We start from the raw sequence: 16658 nt of genomic DNA on the forward strand, positions 1-16658 counted from the left end.
CCGGGTTCTTCGGTCTTTCCGTCCAGTGTCATGCCAAGGCCGCGGGATCGCGGCCTGCGCCGCCTCTTTCGTTCGCTCATCCTCGATTCGGAGCTTTCATGTTCAAACGTCCTCTCCTGCTGGCTGCAGGTTTCATGCTGGCGTGCAGCGCCGTGCTCGCCCAGGCTGCCGACACCCTGCGCGTCAGCGCCATCCCCGACGAGGCGCCGACCGAGCTGCTGCGCAAGTTCAAGCCGCTGGGTGACTACCTCGAACAGCAACTGGGCATGAAGGTGCAGTTCGTGCCGGTCAGCGACTACCCCGCCGTGGTCGAGGCGCTGGCCACTGACCGCCTGGACATGGCCTGGCTAGGCGGCTTCACCTTCGTCCAGGTGCGCCAGAAGGACAAGACCGTGACGCCGCTGGTCCAACGGGAGCAGGATGCACGCTTCACCAGCACCTTCATCACCGCCAATCCCGACGTCCACAGCCTGGCCGACCTCAAGGGCAAGACCTTCGCCTTCGGCTCGATCTCCTCGACCTCGGGCAGCCTGATGCCGCGCTACTTCATGCTCAAGCACGACCACATCAAACCTGAGGGCTACTTCAGCCGCATCGCCTACTCCGGCGCCCACGACGCCACTGCCGCCTGGGTGCAGGCCGGCAAGGTCGATGCCGGGGTGCTCAACTCCAGTGTCTGGGACAAGCTGGTCGCCTCGGGCAAGGTCGATATCGACAAGGTCAAGGTGTTCGCCACCACGCCGACCTACTTCGACTACAACTGGACCGTACGCGGCAGCCTGGACCCGGCCCTCAAGGACAAGATCAAGGCCGCCTTCCTCGCCCTCGACCCGGCCAAGCCGGAGCAGAAGGCGATCCTGGACCTGCAGGCGGCCAGCCGCTTCATCGAGACGCGCCCCGAGAACTACGACGGCATCGAGCAGGCCGCGCGTGCCGCCGAGTTGCTCAAGTGAGCATCCACCTGCGCGGGGCCGGCCTGCGCCATGGCCAGGTCGAAGCCCTGCGCGGCGTGGAACTGCGCATCGAAGCGGGGGAGCGGGTCGCCATCATTGGCCCGTCCGGTGCAGGCAAGTCCAGCCTGCTGCACGCGATGGGCAGCGCCACGCGCTTGAGCGCAGGTCAGGTGGAGGTGCTGGGTGAAAACCCCTGGGCCTTGTCCAGCCGTGCCCGGCAACGGCTGCGCGCGCGCATCGGGCTGGTGCACCAGGCACCGCCGTTGCCGCCGCGCCAGCGGGTGGTCACGGCCGTCCTGGCTGGACGCCTGGGGCAATGGAGCAGCCTGCGTGGCCTGCTCAGCCTGCTGTACCCCACCGATGTCCCCGGCGCCCGCCAGGCGCTCGCCGAGCTGGGCCTGGCCGACAAGCTGTTCGTCCAGTGCGGCCAGCTGTCGGGCGGGCAGTTGCAGCGCGTGGGCATCGCCCGCGCCTTGTATCAACGCCCGGCGCTGTTACTGGCCGACGAGCCGGTCTCGGCCATGGATCCGGTGCTGGCCACCCACAGCCTGGCGCTGCTCAATCGGCAAGCCGAGGCTCACGGCATGACCTTGGTCGCCAGCCTGCATGCGGTCGACCTGGCCGTGGCGCATTTTCCGCGCATCGTCGGTATCCGCGCCGGGCAGGTAGCGTTCGACTGCCCGGCCGGCGCCGTCACCGATGCGTTGCTGGAAGGGTTGTACGCCAATGAACAGCTGACCTCGCCGCTGCGTTCGGGCCCCACGCCAGGCGTGCAGATGCCACGATGCTGACGGCCAACCCGCGTGATCCCGCGGCATTGCCGCGCCTGTTGCTGATAGCGGTGGCCCTGCTGGTGCTATGGCCCGGGGTGCACCTGAGCGAGTTGAACCCGGCCGTGTTGTGGCAGGCCGACAACCGTCAGCAGATGGCCGTATTCGTCGGCGCCTTCTGGCCACCGGCCCATGATTCGGAGTTCCTGACGCTGTTGCTCGACGCCACCGTGCAGACACTGGCCGTCGCCACGGCCGGGCTGTGCCTGGCGCTGGTGCCGGCCATTCCCGCCAGCCTGCTGGCCAGCCGTGCCCTGTCGTTGAGCGCGGCCTCCCGCGGCGGCCGGCCCATGTTGTTGGCGCAGCTGGCACGCTGGCCAGTGCGCGGGCTGCTGATCTTCCTGCGCAGCGTGCCGGAGATCGTCTGGGCGCTGTTGTTCGTGCGCGCCGTAGGGCTGGGGCCGACGGCCGGGGTGCTGGCCATCGCCATCACCTACAGCGGCATGCTCGGCAAGGTCTACGCCGAAATCTTCGAGTCGGTCGACCAGCGCCCGGCCCATGCCCTGCTGCAGGCAGGCAGCGGCCGCCTGGTCGCCTTCTGCTACGGCATCCTGCCCAGCGCCATGGCCGAGCTGGTGTCCTACACGGTCTATCGCTGGGAATGCGCGGTGCGCGCCTCAGTGGTCATGGGCTTCGTCGGTGCCGGTGGACTGGGCCAGCAGATCGACCTGTCGATGCGCATGTTCGACGGTGCGCAGGTGGCCAGCATGCTGTTGGCGTTCCTCGTGCTGGTGATGCTGGCCGACGGCTTGAGCCGGTTGCTGCGTCGGAGGCTGACATGAGCCGGGTGATCAATGGGCTGCTGCTGGTGGCGATCCTGGCCGCGATGCTGGCGTCGTTCGGCTATCTGGGCCTGGACCTGCCGGCGCTGATCGGCGACGGGGGCCTGGGCCAGATGGCCGATTACGCGGGGCGCTTTGCCCACCCGGACCTTTCGGCCGCCGCACTGCGCGCTGTCGCCCACGGCGCCTTGGAGACCTTGGCCATGTCCGGGCTCGGCACGCTGCTGGCCGTGATCATCGGCGTGCTGCTGGCGCTGCCGGCGGCGGGACGCTTCGGTTGGCCCCTGCAGGGCGCGGCGCGCCTGCTGCTCAACGCCTTGCGCGCCATCCCCGAACTGGTCTGGGCGGCGTTGACCGTGCTGGCGGCCGGGTTGGGACCGAATGCCGGCACCCTGGCCCTGGCGCTGCACACGGCGGGCGTGCTCGGGCGGCTGTTCGCCGAGTCGCTGGAGAACGCCCCGGTCGAGCCGGCCCGGGCCATTCGCCAGCAGGGCGGTGGGCAGCTCGTGGCGTTCTGCTATGGCACCTTGCCCAACCTCTGGCCGCAATGGCTGGCCTACAGCCTGTACCGCTGGGAGAACAACATCCGCATGGCCAGCGTGCTGGGCTTCGTCGGTGCCGGTGGGCTGGGGCAGATGCTCTACACCACCTTGAGCCTGTTCCAGGAAGCCCAGGCCAGCACGGTGATCCTGGCCATGCTGGCGCTGGTGGTGCTGGTCGATGCCTTCAGTGGCTGGTTGCGTCAGCGGTACGTTCGGGCGTGAGGACCGGCGCCTGCTCCGCCATGTCCACGTGCTGGGCTTCGCGCTGCATCGATTCGAGGTTGCGCTCGATGGTCTCGCAGATGGTGTCCATCGGGATCTGATGCTCGCTGGCGCGGAATGGACTCTGCAGGTCGGTGCCGATCCGCTCGATGGCCAGCAGCATGAAGCCCACCACCGTGGAGGCCAGCGGCGTGAACCAACCCAGGGACTCCACCAGGCCGACCGGCACGATCAGGCAGAACAGGCTGATGAACAGCCGTGGGAAGTACACGTACGGGTAGGGCAGGGGCGTGTTGGCGATGCGCTCCATGCCACCCTGGGCATTGGACAGGTCGACCAGCGTCGACTCCAGGCGCGCCAGGCGAATACTGTCCACCCGGCCTGCCTGGTACTCCTTGGCCAGTAGCGTGGCCGAGCCGCTGAGAATGTCGTTGGCAAAGTTGTTCGAGCTGTTGCGGCGATCGAATTCCGCGGGCGGAATGAAGGCCACCAGTTCAGGGGGGCAGGGCTCGCGACGCAGGTGCGCGGCCAGACAGTTGACGTAGGCCACGTGCCGACGCAGCAGGGTCGCCTTGACCGGGTTGGTGCCGTCTGCGTCGTTGTCGATCAGCGTCAGCACCTGGCGCGCGAAACTGCGCGAGCTGTTCACCAGGGCGCCCCACAGCGTGCGCGCTTCCCACCAGCGGTTGTAGGCGCTGCTGTTGCGAAAGCTGACCAGCACCACCAGGGCCGAGCCGAGCAGCGTCAGCGGAATCAGCGGCAGGGAGAACTTGCTGTCGAAGAACAGCATGAAGTCGATGGTGACCAGGATGTCCCAGATCAGCAGCCAGAACAGCGACCAGCCGATGTAGCCGATCGTCTTCACCACCAGGCGGTACTTGTGGATCAGCATGTCTTTCACAGGAAATGTCTCGCGCAGCGTCGGATCAGCTTCGGACGTTGCCGAGAGGACAAGGTTCGCGCCATACCGACGTGCGGCGCGTGCTAGACGGCCTGCTCGCTGAATGTTGGGGTGAAGGGCGCCATGCCTGGCGAAGGCTTCCGGCGTCCCTCGTCCGGGAGGTTTGAACTCCGCATTTCAATGGTGGCACAATAATGTTACCGCCGAGCCGCAAGCCTGCCTTGCCGACTGTCCGGTGCAGTAGCCATGGACAGCTCACAATTCGGTGAACCTCGATGAACGAACGAACAGGCAAGGGCCTTTCCTTTGTCAAACGCATGTACGTGCCCCGCGCCCTCGGCACGGGGCTGGGGTTCTTCTGCGTGATGATTGGCCTGTTGCCGCAACAGCCCGCGCCGTGGCTATGGGGGCTGTTGCTGGCCCACGGCTTCCTCTGGCCACACCTGGCCTACCAGCTGGCGCGTCGCTCCACCCAGCCGTTTCGCGCCGAGCAGCGCAACCTGGTCTGCGACGGCCTGCTCGGCGGCTGCTGGGCCGGCGCCATGGGCCTGAACCCGTTGCCGAGCGTGATCATCCTGTCGATGATCGCCATGGACAAGATCGCGGCCGGTGGCGTACACATGCTGGTCAAGGTGCTGCTGGCGCAGGGCGTGGGCATCGCGACGGTCCTGTGGCTCTATGCGCCGCCGCTGTTCCCGGAGACCACCCAGCAGCAGATGCTCGCCTGCCTACCGATCCTGCTGATCTACCCGATGGCGGTCGGCCTGGTCTGCTACCGCATCACCACCCAGCTCAGCGCACACAAGCGCACCCTGACGCACTTGAGCAAGACCGACAGCCTGACCGGGCTGATCAACCATGGCGCCTGGAAAGCGCTGTTGCGCCTGGAATTCCAACGCTGTCGCGACGCAGCCCACGTCAACACCCTGGCCCTGATCGACATCGACCATTTCAAGACGGTCAATGACCGCTACGGGCACCTGGTGGGCGATGAAGTGCTCAAGGTCATCAGCACCGCGCTCACCGGACAGCTGCGCAAGAGCGACCCGGCCGCCCGCTATGGCGGTGACGAGTTCTGCGTGATGCTGCCCGACGTGACGCCCCGCGACGCCATCGAGGTGCTCGAGCGCCTGCGCCAGGCCGTCGAAGCCTGGCAAGACCCGCAGCTGCCCGGCCTGCGCCTGAGCCTGAGCATCGGTGTCGCGCCGTTCGACCCCCGCCTGAGCAGCGCCGACGCCTGGCTGCACGCTGCGGACATGGCGCTGTACGAGGCCAAGGACGCTGGACGTAATCGGATCGTGATGACGGCCCCGGGGCAGCCGCAGCAGGCGGCGGGTTGAGCGCGGCCTGAGCGGCGAGTGGCAAGTTGCAAGCTGCAAGTGGCAAGCCGCAAGCTGTCAGCGAAAACTGCTAGCTTGTAGCTTGTAGCTTGTAGCTTGTAGCTTGTAGCTTGCAGCTTGCAGCTTGCAGCTTGCAGCTCGCCCCGCCATTGGAGACCGTCGCGATGCCCGTGCCCGAACGACGACCGACCCCCGCGCCCCTGCTTCGACCCGGTGAAACCGTCGTGCTGTACGACGGGGTCTGCAACCTCTGCAACGGTGTCGTGCGGTTCCTGCTGCGCAACGATCCCCAGGCACGCCTGCGCCTGGCCACCGTGCAGTCACCCGAGGGTCAGTCATTGCTGGCCTGGGCTGGGCTGCCCCAACAGCATTTCAATACCGTGGCCGTCATTCGCGACGATCAGGTCTGGGTGCGCTCCGATGCGTTCTTCGAACTCGTCCCGCAGTTGTCCAGGCGCTGGCATTGGCTGAGGGTGTTTCAGTGCGTGCCCAAGGCCGTGCGCGATGCGGTCTATGACCTCGTGGCGCGACACCGTTACCGCTGGTTTGGCCGGCACGAGCGCTGCCAGGTGCCGGACGCACGGGATCAAGAGCGCTTTCTGAGTGCCGACAGGCAAGCACCCGCGGGCAGGCGAGTCCCTGACTGAAGCGTGCCGCCGCGTGCGGATACAGGACAAGCCAGACCAGGCCGTTTAGTATCGACACCCTGCCGTCGGGCAGGGAACGCTGAGCCGAAGAGATCGATACATGAACCAGAACACCACCCCCTCTCCAGTCGACGATCCGGTCGATCAGGTCCTGACCGCCGCGCGCACCGCCTGGCAGGTCCGCCTGACGCGCCGACTGCTGGGGCCGTCGGCCGCCAAGAAACGCTTCCACAAGGTGCTGAAAAAGGGCATCAAGGGGCTGTCCAAGGTTGATCGGGGCCGCGCCGAGTTCCTCGCCCGCTATCCCCGCTACAGCATGGGGCGTGGCTCCTACGGTACGCCGACGGTGCAGGACTACCGCGCCGGGCAGACCCTGAGGGTCGGCGCCTACACCTCGCTGGCGGGCACCTCGCGTATCCTGCTGGGCGGCAATCACCGCATCGACTCGGTCACCTCGTACCCGTTCCACGCCTTCCTGTCCCTGGACATGCCCGACCCGACCCCGCCCACGGGCGATGTGGTGATCGGCAACGATGTCTGGGTCTGCACCGCCGCGACGATCCTGTCCGGCGTGACCGTCGGCGACGGCGCCGTGGTCGCCACGGGCGCGGTCGTGACCCGAGACGTGCCGCCCTACGCGATCGTCGGCGGCGTGCCAGCCAAGGTCATCGGCTACCGCTTCCCCGAAGACATCCGCCAGCGCCTGCTGGCGTTGGCCTGGTGGACCTGGCCTCACGAGGAGGTGCTGTCGATCGCGCCCCTGCTGTCGGTGCCGGACCTGCAGGCGTTCTTCGCCTATGCCGAGCAGCGCGCGCGTCGAGCGGGATGACACAAGGCAGGGCGGACGACCTCTGCCCGGGCTGCCTTGCGCTCGGCGCCTGCTCGACTAGGGTTTCAAGCATCCCCCTCGACGCAGGTAAGCGACCATGGCGCCCAGAATCCCCAAGCAGCCGCCCGACGAGCCCGTGACGGCAGACCCCTTCCGTCTCAAGTCCCACACCACGCCCGACACGGCGCACTCGAACGTGCACCGCTACGGGCCGCACAGCTCGATCATCTGCGACACCGAGTCCCGCGGCGGCGTGCGCAACATCGCCGAGCTGCAACTCGACGCCACCCAGGGCTTCATCCCGTTGTGGAGCGAAGGTTCGATCCTGCGCTGGCGCTTTCGCGAGCAGTCGCTGTTGCCGTTCGAGGACCCCGAGGCAGTCAAGGCCGCCATCGAGGCGCTGTTCTGCAAGGCGTTGCGCGCCTGGAGCGAGGCAGTCCCGGTGCGTTTCGCCCGCGACGACGACGCCTGGGACTTCCAGGTCGTGGTGCAGGCCGTCGAGCGCTGCGACGATAGCGGTGGCTGCGTGCTGGCCAGCGCGTTCTTCCCCGATCCCGGTCGGCATGACCTGGTCATCTACCCGACCCTGTTCAGGCAGGACGAAGCCGAGCAGATCGAGACGCTCGCCCACGAACTGGGCCATGTGTTCGGCCTGCGCCACTGGTTCGCCCCGCAGCGCGAAGCCGATTTCCCTTCGACGCCCTACGGCGCGCAGAACGCCGTGTCGATCATGAACTACGGCCCGGACAGCCAGCTGACCGACGATGACCGCCAGGACCTCAAGCAGCTGTACGAAGACGCCTGGAACGGTCGCCTGACCCAGATCAACGGCACCCCGATTCGCCTGGTCAGCCCGTTCCATACGCTCAGGGAACAGCCCAAGCGGGTCGTGATGATCTAGCGCGTGCGCGGTCGAACCGGCAGGCCTGTTCGAGCGGACGAGGATTCAGATGAGCGCGATGGTGTTCGTGGGGTGGGATGTAGGCGGTTGGAATTGCGACAAGAACCCCAGCAGCCGGGATGCGCTGGTGCTGCTCGACGACCAGCGACGGCCCCTCGGCAAGCCCTGGCGTGGCAATCTCAGGGCCGTATTCAACGATGCCACGACCGGCGCCGAATTGGTCGAGGCAGTGCTCGACTTGTGCCAGGTCGAGACCGCGATCGGCGAACGGCCCACGCTGCTGTTCGCCATCGACACGCCCCTGGGGTTTTCGACGCCTTTCATCGGCCTGGTGGTCCACGGGCGTGCCGTCGACACCCTTGGCGCGTCGTCCAGCAACCCGTACCTGCACCGCAAGACCGAGCACTTCCTGTTCCAGCGCGGGCTGTCACCGTTGTCACCGCTCAAGGACATGATCGGCAGCCAGGCCACCAAAGGCCTGCACTTTCTGGCCCGCTACGCAGCCCAGGTGGAACGCTGCGGCGTCTGGACCGATGGCCAGGGCCTCACCGCGATCGAGGCCTACCCGTCGGCCTGCAAGCGTTCGGCGTACATCGAGACGCTGAGGGCGCCGTTTCGAACAGCGCGTGAGGCAACGCATACCGAGGCGCTGCCGGTGCATCAGGACATCGACGATGCCCTGACCTGCGCCCTGATCGGCTGGACCTTCCGCCATGCGCCGGACCGGCTGGCACAGCCTGACGCGAGTATCGACCCCCGTGAAGGCTGGATCTTCGTGCCGCTTGATGGGCTGCGCTGATCAAGGCACGAAAGGGCAGGCATGAGCCGGCTGGCTGACCCTTCATGCCAGGAACGAAGTGCCAGCGGTCCACTCATAGCTGGCATGCCCCCGTCGTCCCCGTGCGACCTCAACCGTTGGAGCTTCCCATGAAGTGTGTGATCGCTGCCCTCCTGACCTCGATCAGCCTCGGCGCGCTGGCCGCCGGCCCTCAGCCTGACCTGCCCAGCTGCGACCTGGCCCAGCAGCGCCAGATCGCCGGCCAACCCGGCGGCGAGCTCTCCGACCCACGCCACGCGCATATCACGATGCGCGCCAACATCCTGCAGGCCGACATCGGCAACCTGCGCCGGGCACAACGCTTGACCCACGAGCAGGCGGACGTGTTGTGGAAGCAGGTGGATGCGATTCGCCAGCAGAGCGCCGGGTTCGTCAAGCAGCAGGGGTTCCTGAGCGCGGCCGAGCGGGCGAGCCAGGATCGGACGTTCGATGAGATTGCGCGGGTGATGTGTCCGGGGGTGAGTGGTTAGATAAGCACCTGAAAGCGAGCTCTGATGTCGAGGTCGAGCGAATTTGACGAAAGCAGGCTGAGATCAAAGGAAGAAAAAGCATGCTTCAGCATGTCTGTCGGTTGTCTAAGGTAGTCCTGAAATGACAGGAGTAATGTCGAGCTTGCAGGGCTACGAAACGGGCTCGCCGATGACTGCATGACACAGGTGGTGATCGGTTCTTGTGCGTTTCCTAGTGAAGGAAAGGTAGTGAATGTTGCGCAGGTGCCAAACGGCATGCATTCACTTGTCTTTTCCTCGTAGCGTATGGACAACGGCCCCAATCTCTTTGATCAATACGGCAAGGGCACCATACTCTTGATCTTTCGGCGGGTTGTGTTTGTCCGAAAGAACGAAGTTGGAGATGAATCGGGCAAGCGTGACCAGAATCAGAAGGCCTAATGCTGAAGAAAAGGTGGCCGGGATCAGAGGCGAAAGCAAGGTTATGCTGGAGAGGGGCGCTTCATTTCTCCCTGACGCAAGCATGTCAATAGACGCCGCGCTGGATAGCGCTTCACGGACATTTTTGTTTGGATCGGCCTGCACGAGCCCAGGGGCGTCAATCAATGTGCGGGCGTGTCGGGATACGGTTTCTTGATAGAGGGCATCATCGAACGTTGAAAGAAAGCGGTAGCCAGTCCACAAAGCGAAGCCGATACAGACGATACACAATACGCCCATGACCGTGGCGAAAACGATTGCCATCTTCCGCCCCAGCCGGTCTTTTTCGATTTCTTCATTGGCCAGTCGATCAGCGATAGAGTGAGAGCACCTGTTTCCAGAAAGGCCGGCCAGATCATCCTTTATGGCAAGGTCATTATCTGCCTCATCGCGCATTAGATAATCCCTAGATTCTTCAACCTGAAACGCATCGCTGCAGTGGATACACCAAAGGCCTCTGCCAGCTGTTGAATGTCTCGCGCAGACCTGTACAGTTTGCGGACGAACTTTTCAGGCATGAGTAGGGCAGCGGCAAACGCATTGGCATAGCGTTCGTCTGGATCGTCGTTGGCAAAGGTCGTGTCGCGCTTAGGTGAGCGTTCATCGGTCACATGGCCTAGCACGACGTGCCCTAATTCATGCGCAAGGGTGAAGCGCGTGCGATAACTGATTTCGTCACGGTTGAACTCGCACAGGTAGTACCAACCGTCTTCGTCATCGTGGCGAAGACGGGCTTGCCCGCTAGCACCTTCTAGATGCTGTGACGATCGTGCCTTGACGACAACAGGAATTTTTCCCCCGTTCGCTCGCCCATAATCCCTAACGAGCAAGTTTTCCGCCAGCGCCTTTGGGTTGACTGGAAGTCTTCCATCCCAACACATGTCGAGGATCTTGCCCGCCTTGGAGGCGGCTTTCTGTACTGACATGGTTCCTGCCTCCTGATCGATGAAACGAGCGCCACATGCAGAGGTTTGAATGCTGTACTGTCGAGGCCAAGAAGCGAGCAGGTACCTGCCGAGACGTTGCGATCATTGGGTAGCAAAAGCATCAAGGACGCTATGCAATCTGCCCCAAAGACATTTTTTATGCAAATGGGGCGCTGGCGCTGCCGGGACCGTCTGACGCATAGGTAGGAAAGATCCGGTAAAGCCTATGCCATCGCATCCTAAAAGCGGCAGGCACAAAAAAACCGACCATCAGGTCGGTTTTTTCTGGATCTTGGTGCCCCGAGGGAGACTCGAACTCCCACTCCTTTCGAAAACGGATTTTGAATCCGCCGCGTCTACCAATTCCGCCATCAGGGCTTGTGGGGGCGCAGTATAGAGAGGCGCCAAGAGCCGGTCAATCGGCTTTCATGGTGAATTTTCACGCGTTGGGCTAAACTTCCCGGCCCTGTCGAACCGAACATCATCATGCGCGTCGCCGATTTTTCTTTCGAACTCCCTGATTCCCTGATCGCCCGCCATCCGCTGGCTGAGCGCCATGGCAGTCGTCTGCTGGTCCTGGATGGGCCGAGCGGGGCGCTGGCGCACCGGCAGTTCACCGACCTGCTGGAGTACCTGCAGCCCGGTGACCTGATGGTGTTCAACAACACCCGGGTGATCCCGGCGCGGCTGTTCGGCCAGAAGGCCTCCGGCGGCAAGCTCGAGGTGCTGGTCGAGCGCGTGCTCGACAGTCACCGGGTGCTGGCCCACGTGCGCGCCAGCAAGGCGCCCAAGGCTGGTACCGTGCTGCTCATCGACGGCGGCGGCGAGGCCGAGATGGTCGCGCGCCACGAGACCCTGTTCGAGCTGCGCTTCAGCGAAGAGGTGCTGCCGCTGCTCGAACGCGTCGGGCACATGCCGCTGCCGCCCTACATCGACCGCCCGGACGAGGGCGCCGACCGTGAGCGTTACCAGACCGTCTACGCCGAGCGCGCCGGGGCGGTGGCGGCGCCCACGGCAGGCCTGCACTTCGACGAGGCGCTGCTGGCCAAGATCGCCGCCAAGGGTGTCGAGCAGGCCTTCGTGACCTTGCACGTCGGAGCTGGCACCTTCCAGCCGGTGCGGGTCGATCGCATCGAAGACCACCACATGCACAAGGAGTGGCTGGAGGTCAGCCAGGACGTGGTCGACGCGGTGCAGGCCTGCCGTGCCCGCGGCGGGCGCGTGGTCGCCGTGGGCACCACCAGCGTGCGCTCGCTGGAGAGCGCGGCGCGTGATGGCGAGCTCAAGGCCTTCAGTGGCGACACCGACATCTTCCTGTACCCCGGCCGGCCCTTCCACGTGGTCGACGCCCTGGTCACCAACTTCCACCTGCCGGAGTCCACGCTGCTGATGCTGGTCTCGGCCTTCGCCGGTTACCCGCAGACCATGGCCGCCTATGCCGCGGCGGTGGAGCAGGGGTACCGCTTCTTCAGTTACGGTGATGCCATGTTCATCACCCGCAATCCCGCGCCACGCGGCCCAGAGGATCAAGCATGAGTCGCACCTGTCGTATGTCCTTCGAACTGCTGGCCACCGACGGCAAGGCCCGTCGCGGCCGGCTGACCTTCCCCCGTGGCACCGTGGAGACCCCGGCGTTCATGCCGGTGGGCACCTATGGCACGGTCAAGGGCATGCTGCCGCGGGACATCGAGGCCATCGGCGCGGAGATCATCCTGGGCAACACCTTCCACCTGTGGCTGCGCCCGGGCACCGAAGTGATCAAGAAGCACGGCGGCCTGCACGACTTCATGCAATGGAAAGGCCCGATCCTCACCGACTCCGGCGGCTTCCAGGTGTTCAGCCTGGGCGCCATGCGCAAGATCAAGGAGGAGGGCGTCACCTTCGCCTCGCCGGTCGACGGCTCCAAGGTGTTCATGGGTCCGGAGGAGTCGATGCAGGTCCAGCGCGACCTGGACTCGGACATCGTGATGATCTTCGACGAGTGCACCCCGTACCCGGCCGAGCCGGACGTCGCGCGCACCTCGATGGAGCTGTCGCTGCGTTGGGCGCAACGCTCGAAGAACGCCCATGGCGACAACACCGCTGCGCTGTTCGGCATCGTCCAGGGTGGCATGCACGAAGACTTGCGCATGCGCTCGCTGGAAGGCCTGGACAAGATCGGCTTCGACGGCCTGGCGATCGGCGGCCTGTCGGTGGGCGAGCCCAAGCACGAGATGATCAAGGTGCTGGACTACCTGCCGGGGCAGATGCCGGCTGACAAACCTCGTTACCTTATGGGGGTAGGCAAACCGGAAGATCTGGTCGAGGGTGTGCGCCGCGGCGTCGACATGTTCGACTGCGTGATGCCGACGCGCAATGCGCGCAACGGCCATCTGTTCATCGACACCGGGGTGATCAAGATCCGCAACGCGTTCCATCGCCACGATGATTCGCCGCTGGATCCGACCTGCGACTGCTACACCTGCACGCACTTCTCCCGCGCCTATCTGCACCACTTGGACAAGTGCGGTGAAATGCTGAGCAGCATGTTGAATACCATTCACAACTTGCGCCATTACCAGCGCCTGATGGCTGGTTTGCGCGAGGCTATTCAACAGGGTAAATTGGCCGCCTTCGTCGACGCCTTCTATGCCAAACGCGGGCTTCCCGTGCCGCCTTTGGCGTGACTGTCCTTCCTGTGACATCGCAGACGATGACGTCGCGATCACGAGTTAACAACCGGAGTGTCAAATGAGCTTTCTGATTCCAGCCGCCTATGCGGATGCTGCCCCTGCTGCTGCCGCAGGCCCTGCCGGTACCGGCTTCGAGTGGATCTTCCTGGTCGGTTTCCTGGTCATCTTCTACCTGATGATCTGGCGTCCGCAGGCCAAGCGTGCCAAGGAGCAGAAGAACCTGCTCGGTGCCTTGCAGAAGGGCGACGAAGTGGTGACCACCGGTGGCATCGCCGGCAAGATCGTCAAGGTCGCCGACGACTTCGTGGTGCTGGAAGTGTCCGACAACGTCGAACTGAAGTTCCAGAAGGGCGCCGTGGCGGCGACCCTGCCGAAAGGTACGCTCAAGGCTATCTGAGTTACCGGTTTTATTTTTCCAGTCGGGGCGCGCAACGCGCCCCGCGTCTTGAACGGGCGGCGTGATGCTCAACAAATACCCTCTGTGGAAATACGCACTGATCGTGCTGGTACTGGCGGTCGGCTTCATTTATTCCGCTCCCAACCTCTATCCGGACGATCCGGCGGTGCAGATCAGCGGTGCCAGTACGGCGCTGCAGATCAACCAGGCCGATCTCGACCGTGCCAGCAAGGCCTTGACCGATGCCGGCATCACCGTCAAGGGCACCAACCTGGGCGAGCAGGGCAAGGGCGCGCTGTTGCGTCTGGCCAACCAGGAAGACCAGCTGCCTGCCAAGGACGTAGTCCGCAAGGTGCTGGGCGATGACTACGTGGTGGCGCTGAACCTGGCTCCGACCACCCCGCAATGGCTGCGCAACCTCGGCGCCAGCCCCATGAAGCTCGGCCTGGACCTGTCCGGTGGCGTGCACTTCCTGCTGGAAGTGGACATGGACAAGGCCATGAGCGCGCGCATGAAAGTGTACGAAGGCGAGGTCAAGACCTTGCTGCGCAAAGAACGCATCCGTTACCGCAGCCTGCCACAGCAGGACGGCGCGATCATGCTCGGCTTCGCCGACGATGCGACCCGCGAACAGGCCCGCAGCCTGGTGCGCAAGAATTTCAACGATTTCGACCTGACCACCAATGAGCGCAACGATCTGGCGGTCCTGCGCCTGGCCCTGACCCAGGCCAAGGTCACCGAGATTCGTGACTATGCGGTCAAGCAGAACCTCACCACCGTGCGCAACCGTGTCAACGAGCTGGGCGTCGCCGAGCCACTGGTGCAGCGCCAAGGCGCCAACCGCATCGTGGTCGAGCTGCCGGGCGTGCAGGACACGGCCGAAGCCAAGCGTATCCTCGGCAAGACCGCCAACCTGGAGTTCCGCTTCGGCGCCGAACCCGGTGCCTCGCGCGCGACCACCGAGGTCTTCGAGTTCCGTGATGGCGGTCGTTCCGCTGCCGTCGAGCGTGGCCTGATCATCACCGGTGACCAGGTGACCGATGCCCAGGCGGGCTACGACGAGCACGGTCGCCCGCAGGTCAACATCCGTCTGGACGGCCATGGCGGCGAACTGATGAACCGTGCCACGCGCACCAACGTCGGTCGCAGCATGGCGGTGATCTTCATCGAGCAGAAGCCGGTCACTCGCTACGAGAAGAAAGTCGTCGACGGCGTCGAGAAGGACGTCGCGGTGCAGACCTTCCAGGAAGAGAAGAAGATCATCAGCCTGGCGACCATCCAGTCCGCTCTGGGCAGCCAGTTCCGCATCACCGGCCTCAACGGCCAGGGCGAATCGTCCGAACTGGCCCTGCTGCTGCGTGCCGGTGGCCTGGCCGCACCGATGTACTTCGCCGAAGAGCGCACCATCGGCCCGAGCCTGGGTGCCGACAACATCACCAAGGGTATCGATGCGTCGCTGTGGGGCATGCTGTTCGTCTCGCTGTTCATCATCGCCATCTACCGCGGCTTCGGCGTGATCGCCACCATCGCCCTGGCGGGCAACATGGTCCTGCTGCTGGCGCTGATGTCGCTGCTCGGCGCGACCCTGACGCTGCCAGGCATCGCCGGTATCGTGCTGACCATGGGCATGGCGGTCGACGCCAACGTGCTGATCTTCTCGCGGATTCGCGAAGAGCTGAAGGCGGGCATGTCGGCGCAACGCGCCATCCATGAAGGCTTCAACCGCGCCTACACCGCGATCATCGACGCCAACCTGACCAGCCTGCTGGTCGGCGGCATCCTGTTCGCCATGGGCACAGGGCCGGTCAAGGGCTTCGCGGTCACCATGTCCCTCGGGATTTTCACCTCGATGTTCACCGCCATCATGGTGACCCGTGCCATGGTCAACCTGACCTGCGGCGGGCGTGACATCAAGAAGCTGTGGGTTTAAGGGGCTGCCATGAAAACCATCAACTTCATGGGCGTACGCAACGTCGCGTTCGCCATTACCGTGCTGCTCACCGTGCTGGCCTTGTTCAGCTGGTGGCAGAAGGGCCTGAACTTCGGCCTGGACTTCACCGGCGGTACCCTGATCGAGCTGACCTACGAGCGCCCGGCGAACTTGCAGACGGTGCGTGACGAGCTGTCCAAGTCGGGCTTCCACGAAGCGGTCGTGCAGAGCTTCGGTGCCACCACCGACCTGCTGGTGCGCATGCCGGGCGATGACCCGCAACTGGGCACCAAGGTCGCACAGGCCCTGCAACAGGTCGGCGGCGACAACCCGGCCGTGGTCAAGCGCGTCGAGTTCGTCGGCCCGCAGGTGGGCGAGGAGCTGCGTGACCAGGGCGGTCTGGGCATGCTGCTGGCCCTGGGTGGCATCCTCATCTACCTGGCCTTCCGCTTCCAGTGGAAGTTCGCGGTCGGCGCGATCATCTCGCTGATCCACGACGTGGTGGTGACCCTGGGGATCCTGTCGTTCTTCCAGATCACCTTCGACCTGACGGTGCTCGCGGCGGTACTGGCGATCATCGGCTACTCGCTCAACGACACCATCGTGGTCTTCGACCGTGTGCGCGAGAACTTCCGCGTCATGCGCAAGGCCTCGCTGATCGAGAACATCAACGTCTCTACCACCCAGACGCTGCTGCGCACCATCGCCACCTCAGTGTCGACCTTGCTGGCCATCGCCGCCTTGCTGTTCTTCGGCGGCGACAACCTGTTCGGCTTCTCGCTGGCCCTGTTCATCGGTGTTCTGGCCGGTACCTACTCGTCGATCTACATCGCCAACGTGGTGCTGATCTGGCTGAACCTGAACAGCGAAGACCTGATTCCGCCGGTCAAGGCCGAGGGTGTGGACGACCGTCCATGATCCTGCCCTGACGCCCCTGGGCGGACACGAAGAAGGCGCGAGCATTGAACTCGCGCCTTTTTTTTCGCTCCAAGGCCGGGAAGAGCGCGGGCGCGGACCCG

18 protein-coding genes and 1 tRNA gene are annotated in these 16658 nt (G+C 64.7%); 15 read left to right on the top strand and 4 right to left on the bottom strand.

Annotated features, from left to right (window positions below; translation table 11 throughout):
- Window positions 1-98: 98 nt before the first annotated feature.
- The 4 genes from G7007_RS03070 to phnE are packed head-to-tail and all read left to right on the top strand — an operon-like array spanning window position 99 to window position 3329.
- Window positions 99-953 carry a putative selenate ABC transporter substrate-binding protein gene (locus G7007_RS03070; RefSeq protein WP_181098971.1) on the top strand — a complete coding sequence of 285 codons (855 nt, stop codon included), beginning with the start codon at window positions 99-101 and terminating at the stop codon, window positions 951-953.
- Window positions 950-1744, top strand: a complete 795-nt coding sequence (locus G7007_RS03075) for a phosphonate ABC transporter ATP-binding protein (protein WP_181098972.1) — start codon at window positions 950-952, stop codon at window positions 1742-1744. The genes G7007_RS03070 and G7007_RS03075 overlap by 4 nt, the downstream gene beginning before the upstream one ends.
- Window positions 1738-2565 carry a PhnE/PtxC family ABC transporter permease gene (locus G7007_RS03080; protein ID WP_181098973.1) on the top strand — a complete coding sequence of 276 codons (828 nt, stop codon included), beginning with the start codon at window positions 1738-1740 and terminating at the stop codon, window positions 2563-2565. Before G7007_RS03075 ends, G7007_RS03080 begins: the two co-directional genes overlap by 7 nt.
- Window positions 2562-3329: a phosphonate ABC transporter, permease protein PhnE gene (phnE, locus tag G7007_RS03085; RefSeq protein ID WP_181098974.1), complete on the top strand. Its 768-nt coding sequence runs from the start codon at window positions 2562-2564 to the stop codon at window positions 3327-3329. Before G7007_RS03080 ends, phnE begins: the two co-directional genes overlap by 4 nt.
- Here phnE and G7007_RS03090 read toward each other — a convergent pair.
- Entirely contained in the window at window positions 3292-4221 is a 930-nt protein-coding gene (locus tag G7007_RS03090; protein ID WP_219858928.1) for a bestrophin family protein, read from the bottom strand. The two genes, phnE and G7007_RS03090, sit on opposite strands and share 38 nt — an antisense overlap.
- Before the next feature lie 284 nt (window positions 4222-4505).
- Here G7007_RS03090 and G7007_RS03095 point away from each other — a divergent pair, with 284 nt between their 5' ends.
- The 6 genes from G7007_RS03095 (at window position 4506) to G7007_RS03120 (ending at window position 9255) form a co-directional block, all read left to right on the top strand.
- Window positions 4506-5570 carry a diguanylate cyclase gene (locus G7007_RS03095; protein WP_181098976.1) on the top strand — a complete coding sequence of 355 codons (1065 nt, stop codon included), beginning with the start codon at window positions 4506-4508 and terminating at the stop codon, window positions 5568-5570.
- Between the two features lie 164 nt (window positions 5571-5734).
- Window positions 5735-6217, top strand: a complete 483-nt coding sequence (locus tag G7007_RS03100) for a thiol-disulfide oxidoreductase DCC family protein (RefSeq protein WP_181098977.1) — start codon at window positions 5735-5737, stop codon at window positions 6215-6217.
- Between the two features lie 100 nt (window positions 6218-6317).
- Complete coding sequence (locus G7007_RS03105; protein ID WP_181098978.1) at window positions 6318-7046, top strand: CatB-related O-acetyltransferase; 729 nt, start codon at window positions 6318-6320, stop codon at window positions 7044-7046.
- Between the two features lie 97 nt (window positions 7047-7143).
- On the top strand, window positions 7144-7947 hold the full coding sequence (locus G7007_RS03110) for a matrixin family metalloprotease (RefSeq protein ID WP_181098979.1): 804 nt from the start codon (window positions 7144-7146) through the stop codon (window positions 7945-7947).
- A gap of 49 nt (window positions 7948-7996) precedes the next feature.
- Complete coding sequence (locus G7007_RS03115; RefSeq protein ID WP_181098980.1) at window positions 7997-8746, top strand: hypothetical protein; 750 nt, start codon at window positions 7997-7999, stop codon at window positions 8744-8746.
- Window positions 8747-8874: 128 nt separating this feature from the next.
- Window positions 8875-9255 (top strand): hypothetical protein, encoded by a 381-nt coding sequence (locus G7007_RS03120; protein ID WP_181098981.1) that lies wholly within the window; start codon window positions 8875-8877, stop codon window positions 9253-9255.
- 261 nt (window positions 9256-9516) lie between these two features.
- Here the strand turns inward: G7007_RS03120 and G7007_RS03125 are convergent, their stop codons facing one another.
- The 3 genes from G7007_RS03125 to G7007_RS03135 all read right to left on the bottom strand — a co-directional run bounded on the left by G7007_RS03125 (window position 9517) and on the right by G7007_RS03135 (window position 11018).
- A complete protein-coding gene (locus G7007_RS03125; RefSeq protein ID WP_181098982.1) occupies window positions 9517-10110 on the bottom strand; it encodes a hypothetical protein in 594 nt (197 codons plus the stop codon).
- Window positions 10110-10640 (bottom strand): ImmA/IrrE family metallo-endopeptidase, encoded by a 531-nt coding sequence (locus G7007_RS03130; RefSeq protein ID WP_181098983.1) that lies wholly within the window; start codon window positions 10638-10640, stop codon window positions 10110-10112. The genes G7007_RS03125 and G7007_RS03130 overlap by 1 nt, the downstream gene beginning before the upstream one ends.
- A 293-nt stretch (window positions 10641-10933) precedes the next feature.
- A tRNA-Leu gene (locus tag G7007_RS03135) sits at window positions 10934-11018 on the bottom strand.
- A 108-nt stretch (window positions 11019-11126) separates the two neighbouring features.
- Here G7007_RS03135 and queA point away from each other — a divergent pair.
- The 5 genes from queA (at window position 11127) to secF (ending at window position 16557) form a co-directional block, all read left to right on the top strand.
- Window positions 11127-12176 carry a tRNA preQ1(34) S-adenosylmethionine ribosyltransferase-isomerase QueA gene (gene queA, locus G7007_RS03140; protein WP_181098984.1) on the top strand — a complete coding sequence of 350 codons (1050 nt, stop codon included), beginning with the start codon at window positions 11127-11129 and terminating at the stop codon, window positions 12174-12176.
- Between the two features lie 14 nt (window positions 12177-12190).
- Window positions 12191-13306, top strand: a complete 1116-nt coding sequence (gene tgt / locus G7007_RS03145; protein WP_172798486.1) for a tRNA guanosine(34) transglycosylase Tgt — start codon at window positions 12191-12193, stop codon at window positions 13304-13306.
- 64 nt (window positions 13307-13370) lie between these two features.
- Window positions 13371-13709 (top strand): preprotein translocase subunit YajC, encoded by a 339-nt coding sequence (gene yajC, locus G7007_RS03150; protein ID WP_060392656.1) that lies wholly within the window; start codon window positions 13371-13373, stop codon window positions 13707-13709.
- 64 nt (window positions 13710-13773) lie between these two features.
- On the top strand, window positions 13774-15639 hold the full coding sequence (gene secD, locus G7007_RS03155) for a protein translocase subunit SecD (RefSeq protein WP_181098985.1): 1866 nt from the start codon (window positions 13774-13776) through the stop codon (window positions 15637-15639).
- A 9-nt stretch (window positions 15640-15648) separates the two neighbouring features.
- Window positions 15649-16557, top strand: coding sequence for a protein translocase subunit SecF (gene secF / locus G7007_RS03160; RefSeq protein ID WP_181098986.1), 909 nt, complete (start codon window positions 15649-15651; stop codon window positions 16555-16557).
- Window positions 16558-16658 lie beyond the last annotated feature (101 nt).

Origin of the sequence: Pseudomonas entomophila (assembly GCF_013523125.1) — a bacterium.
GTDB lineage: Bacteria > Pseudomonadota > Gammaproteobacteria > Pseudomonadales > Pseudomonadaceae > Aquipseudomonas > Aquipseudomonas entomophila_B.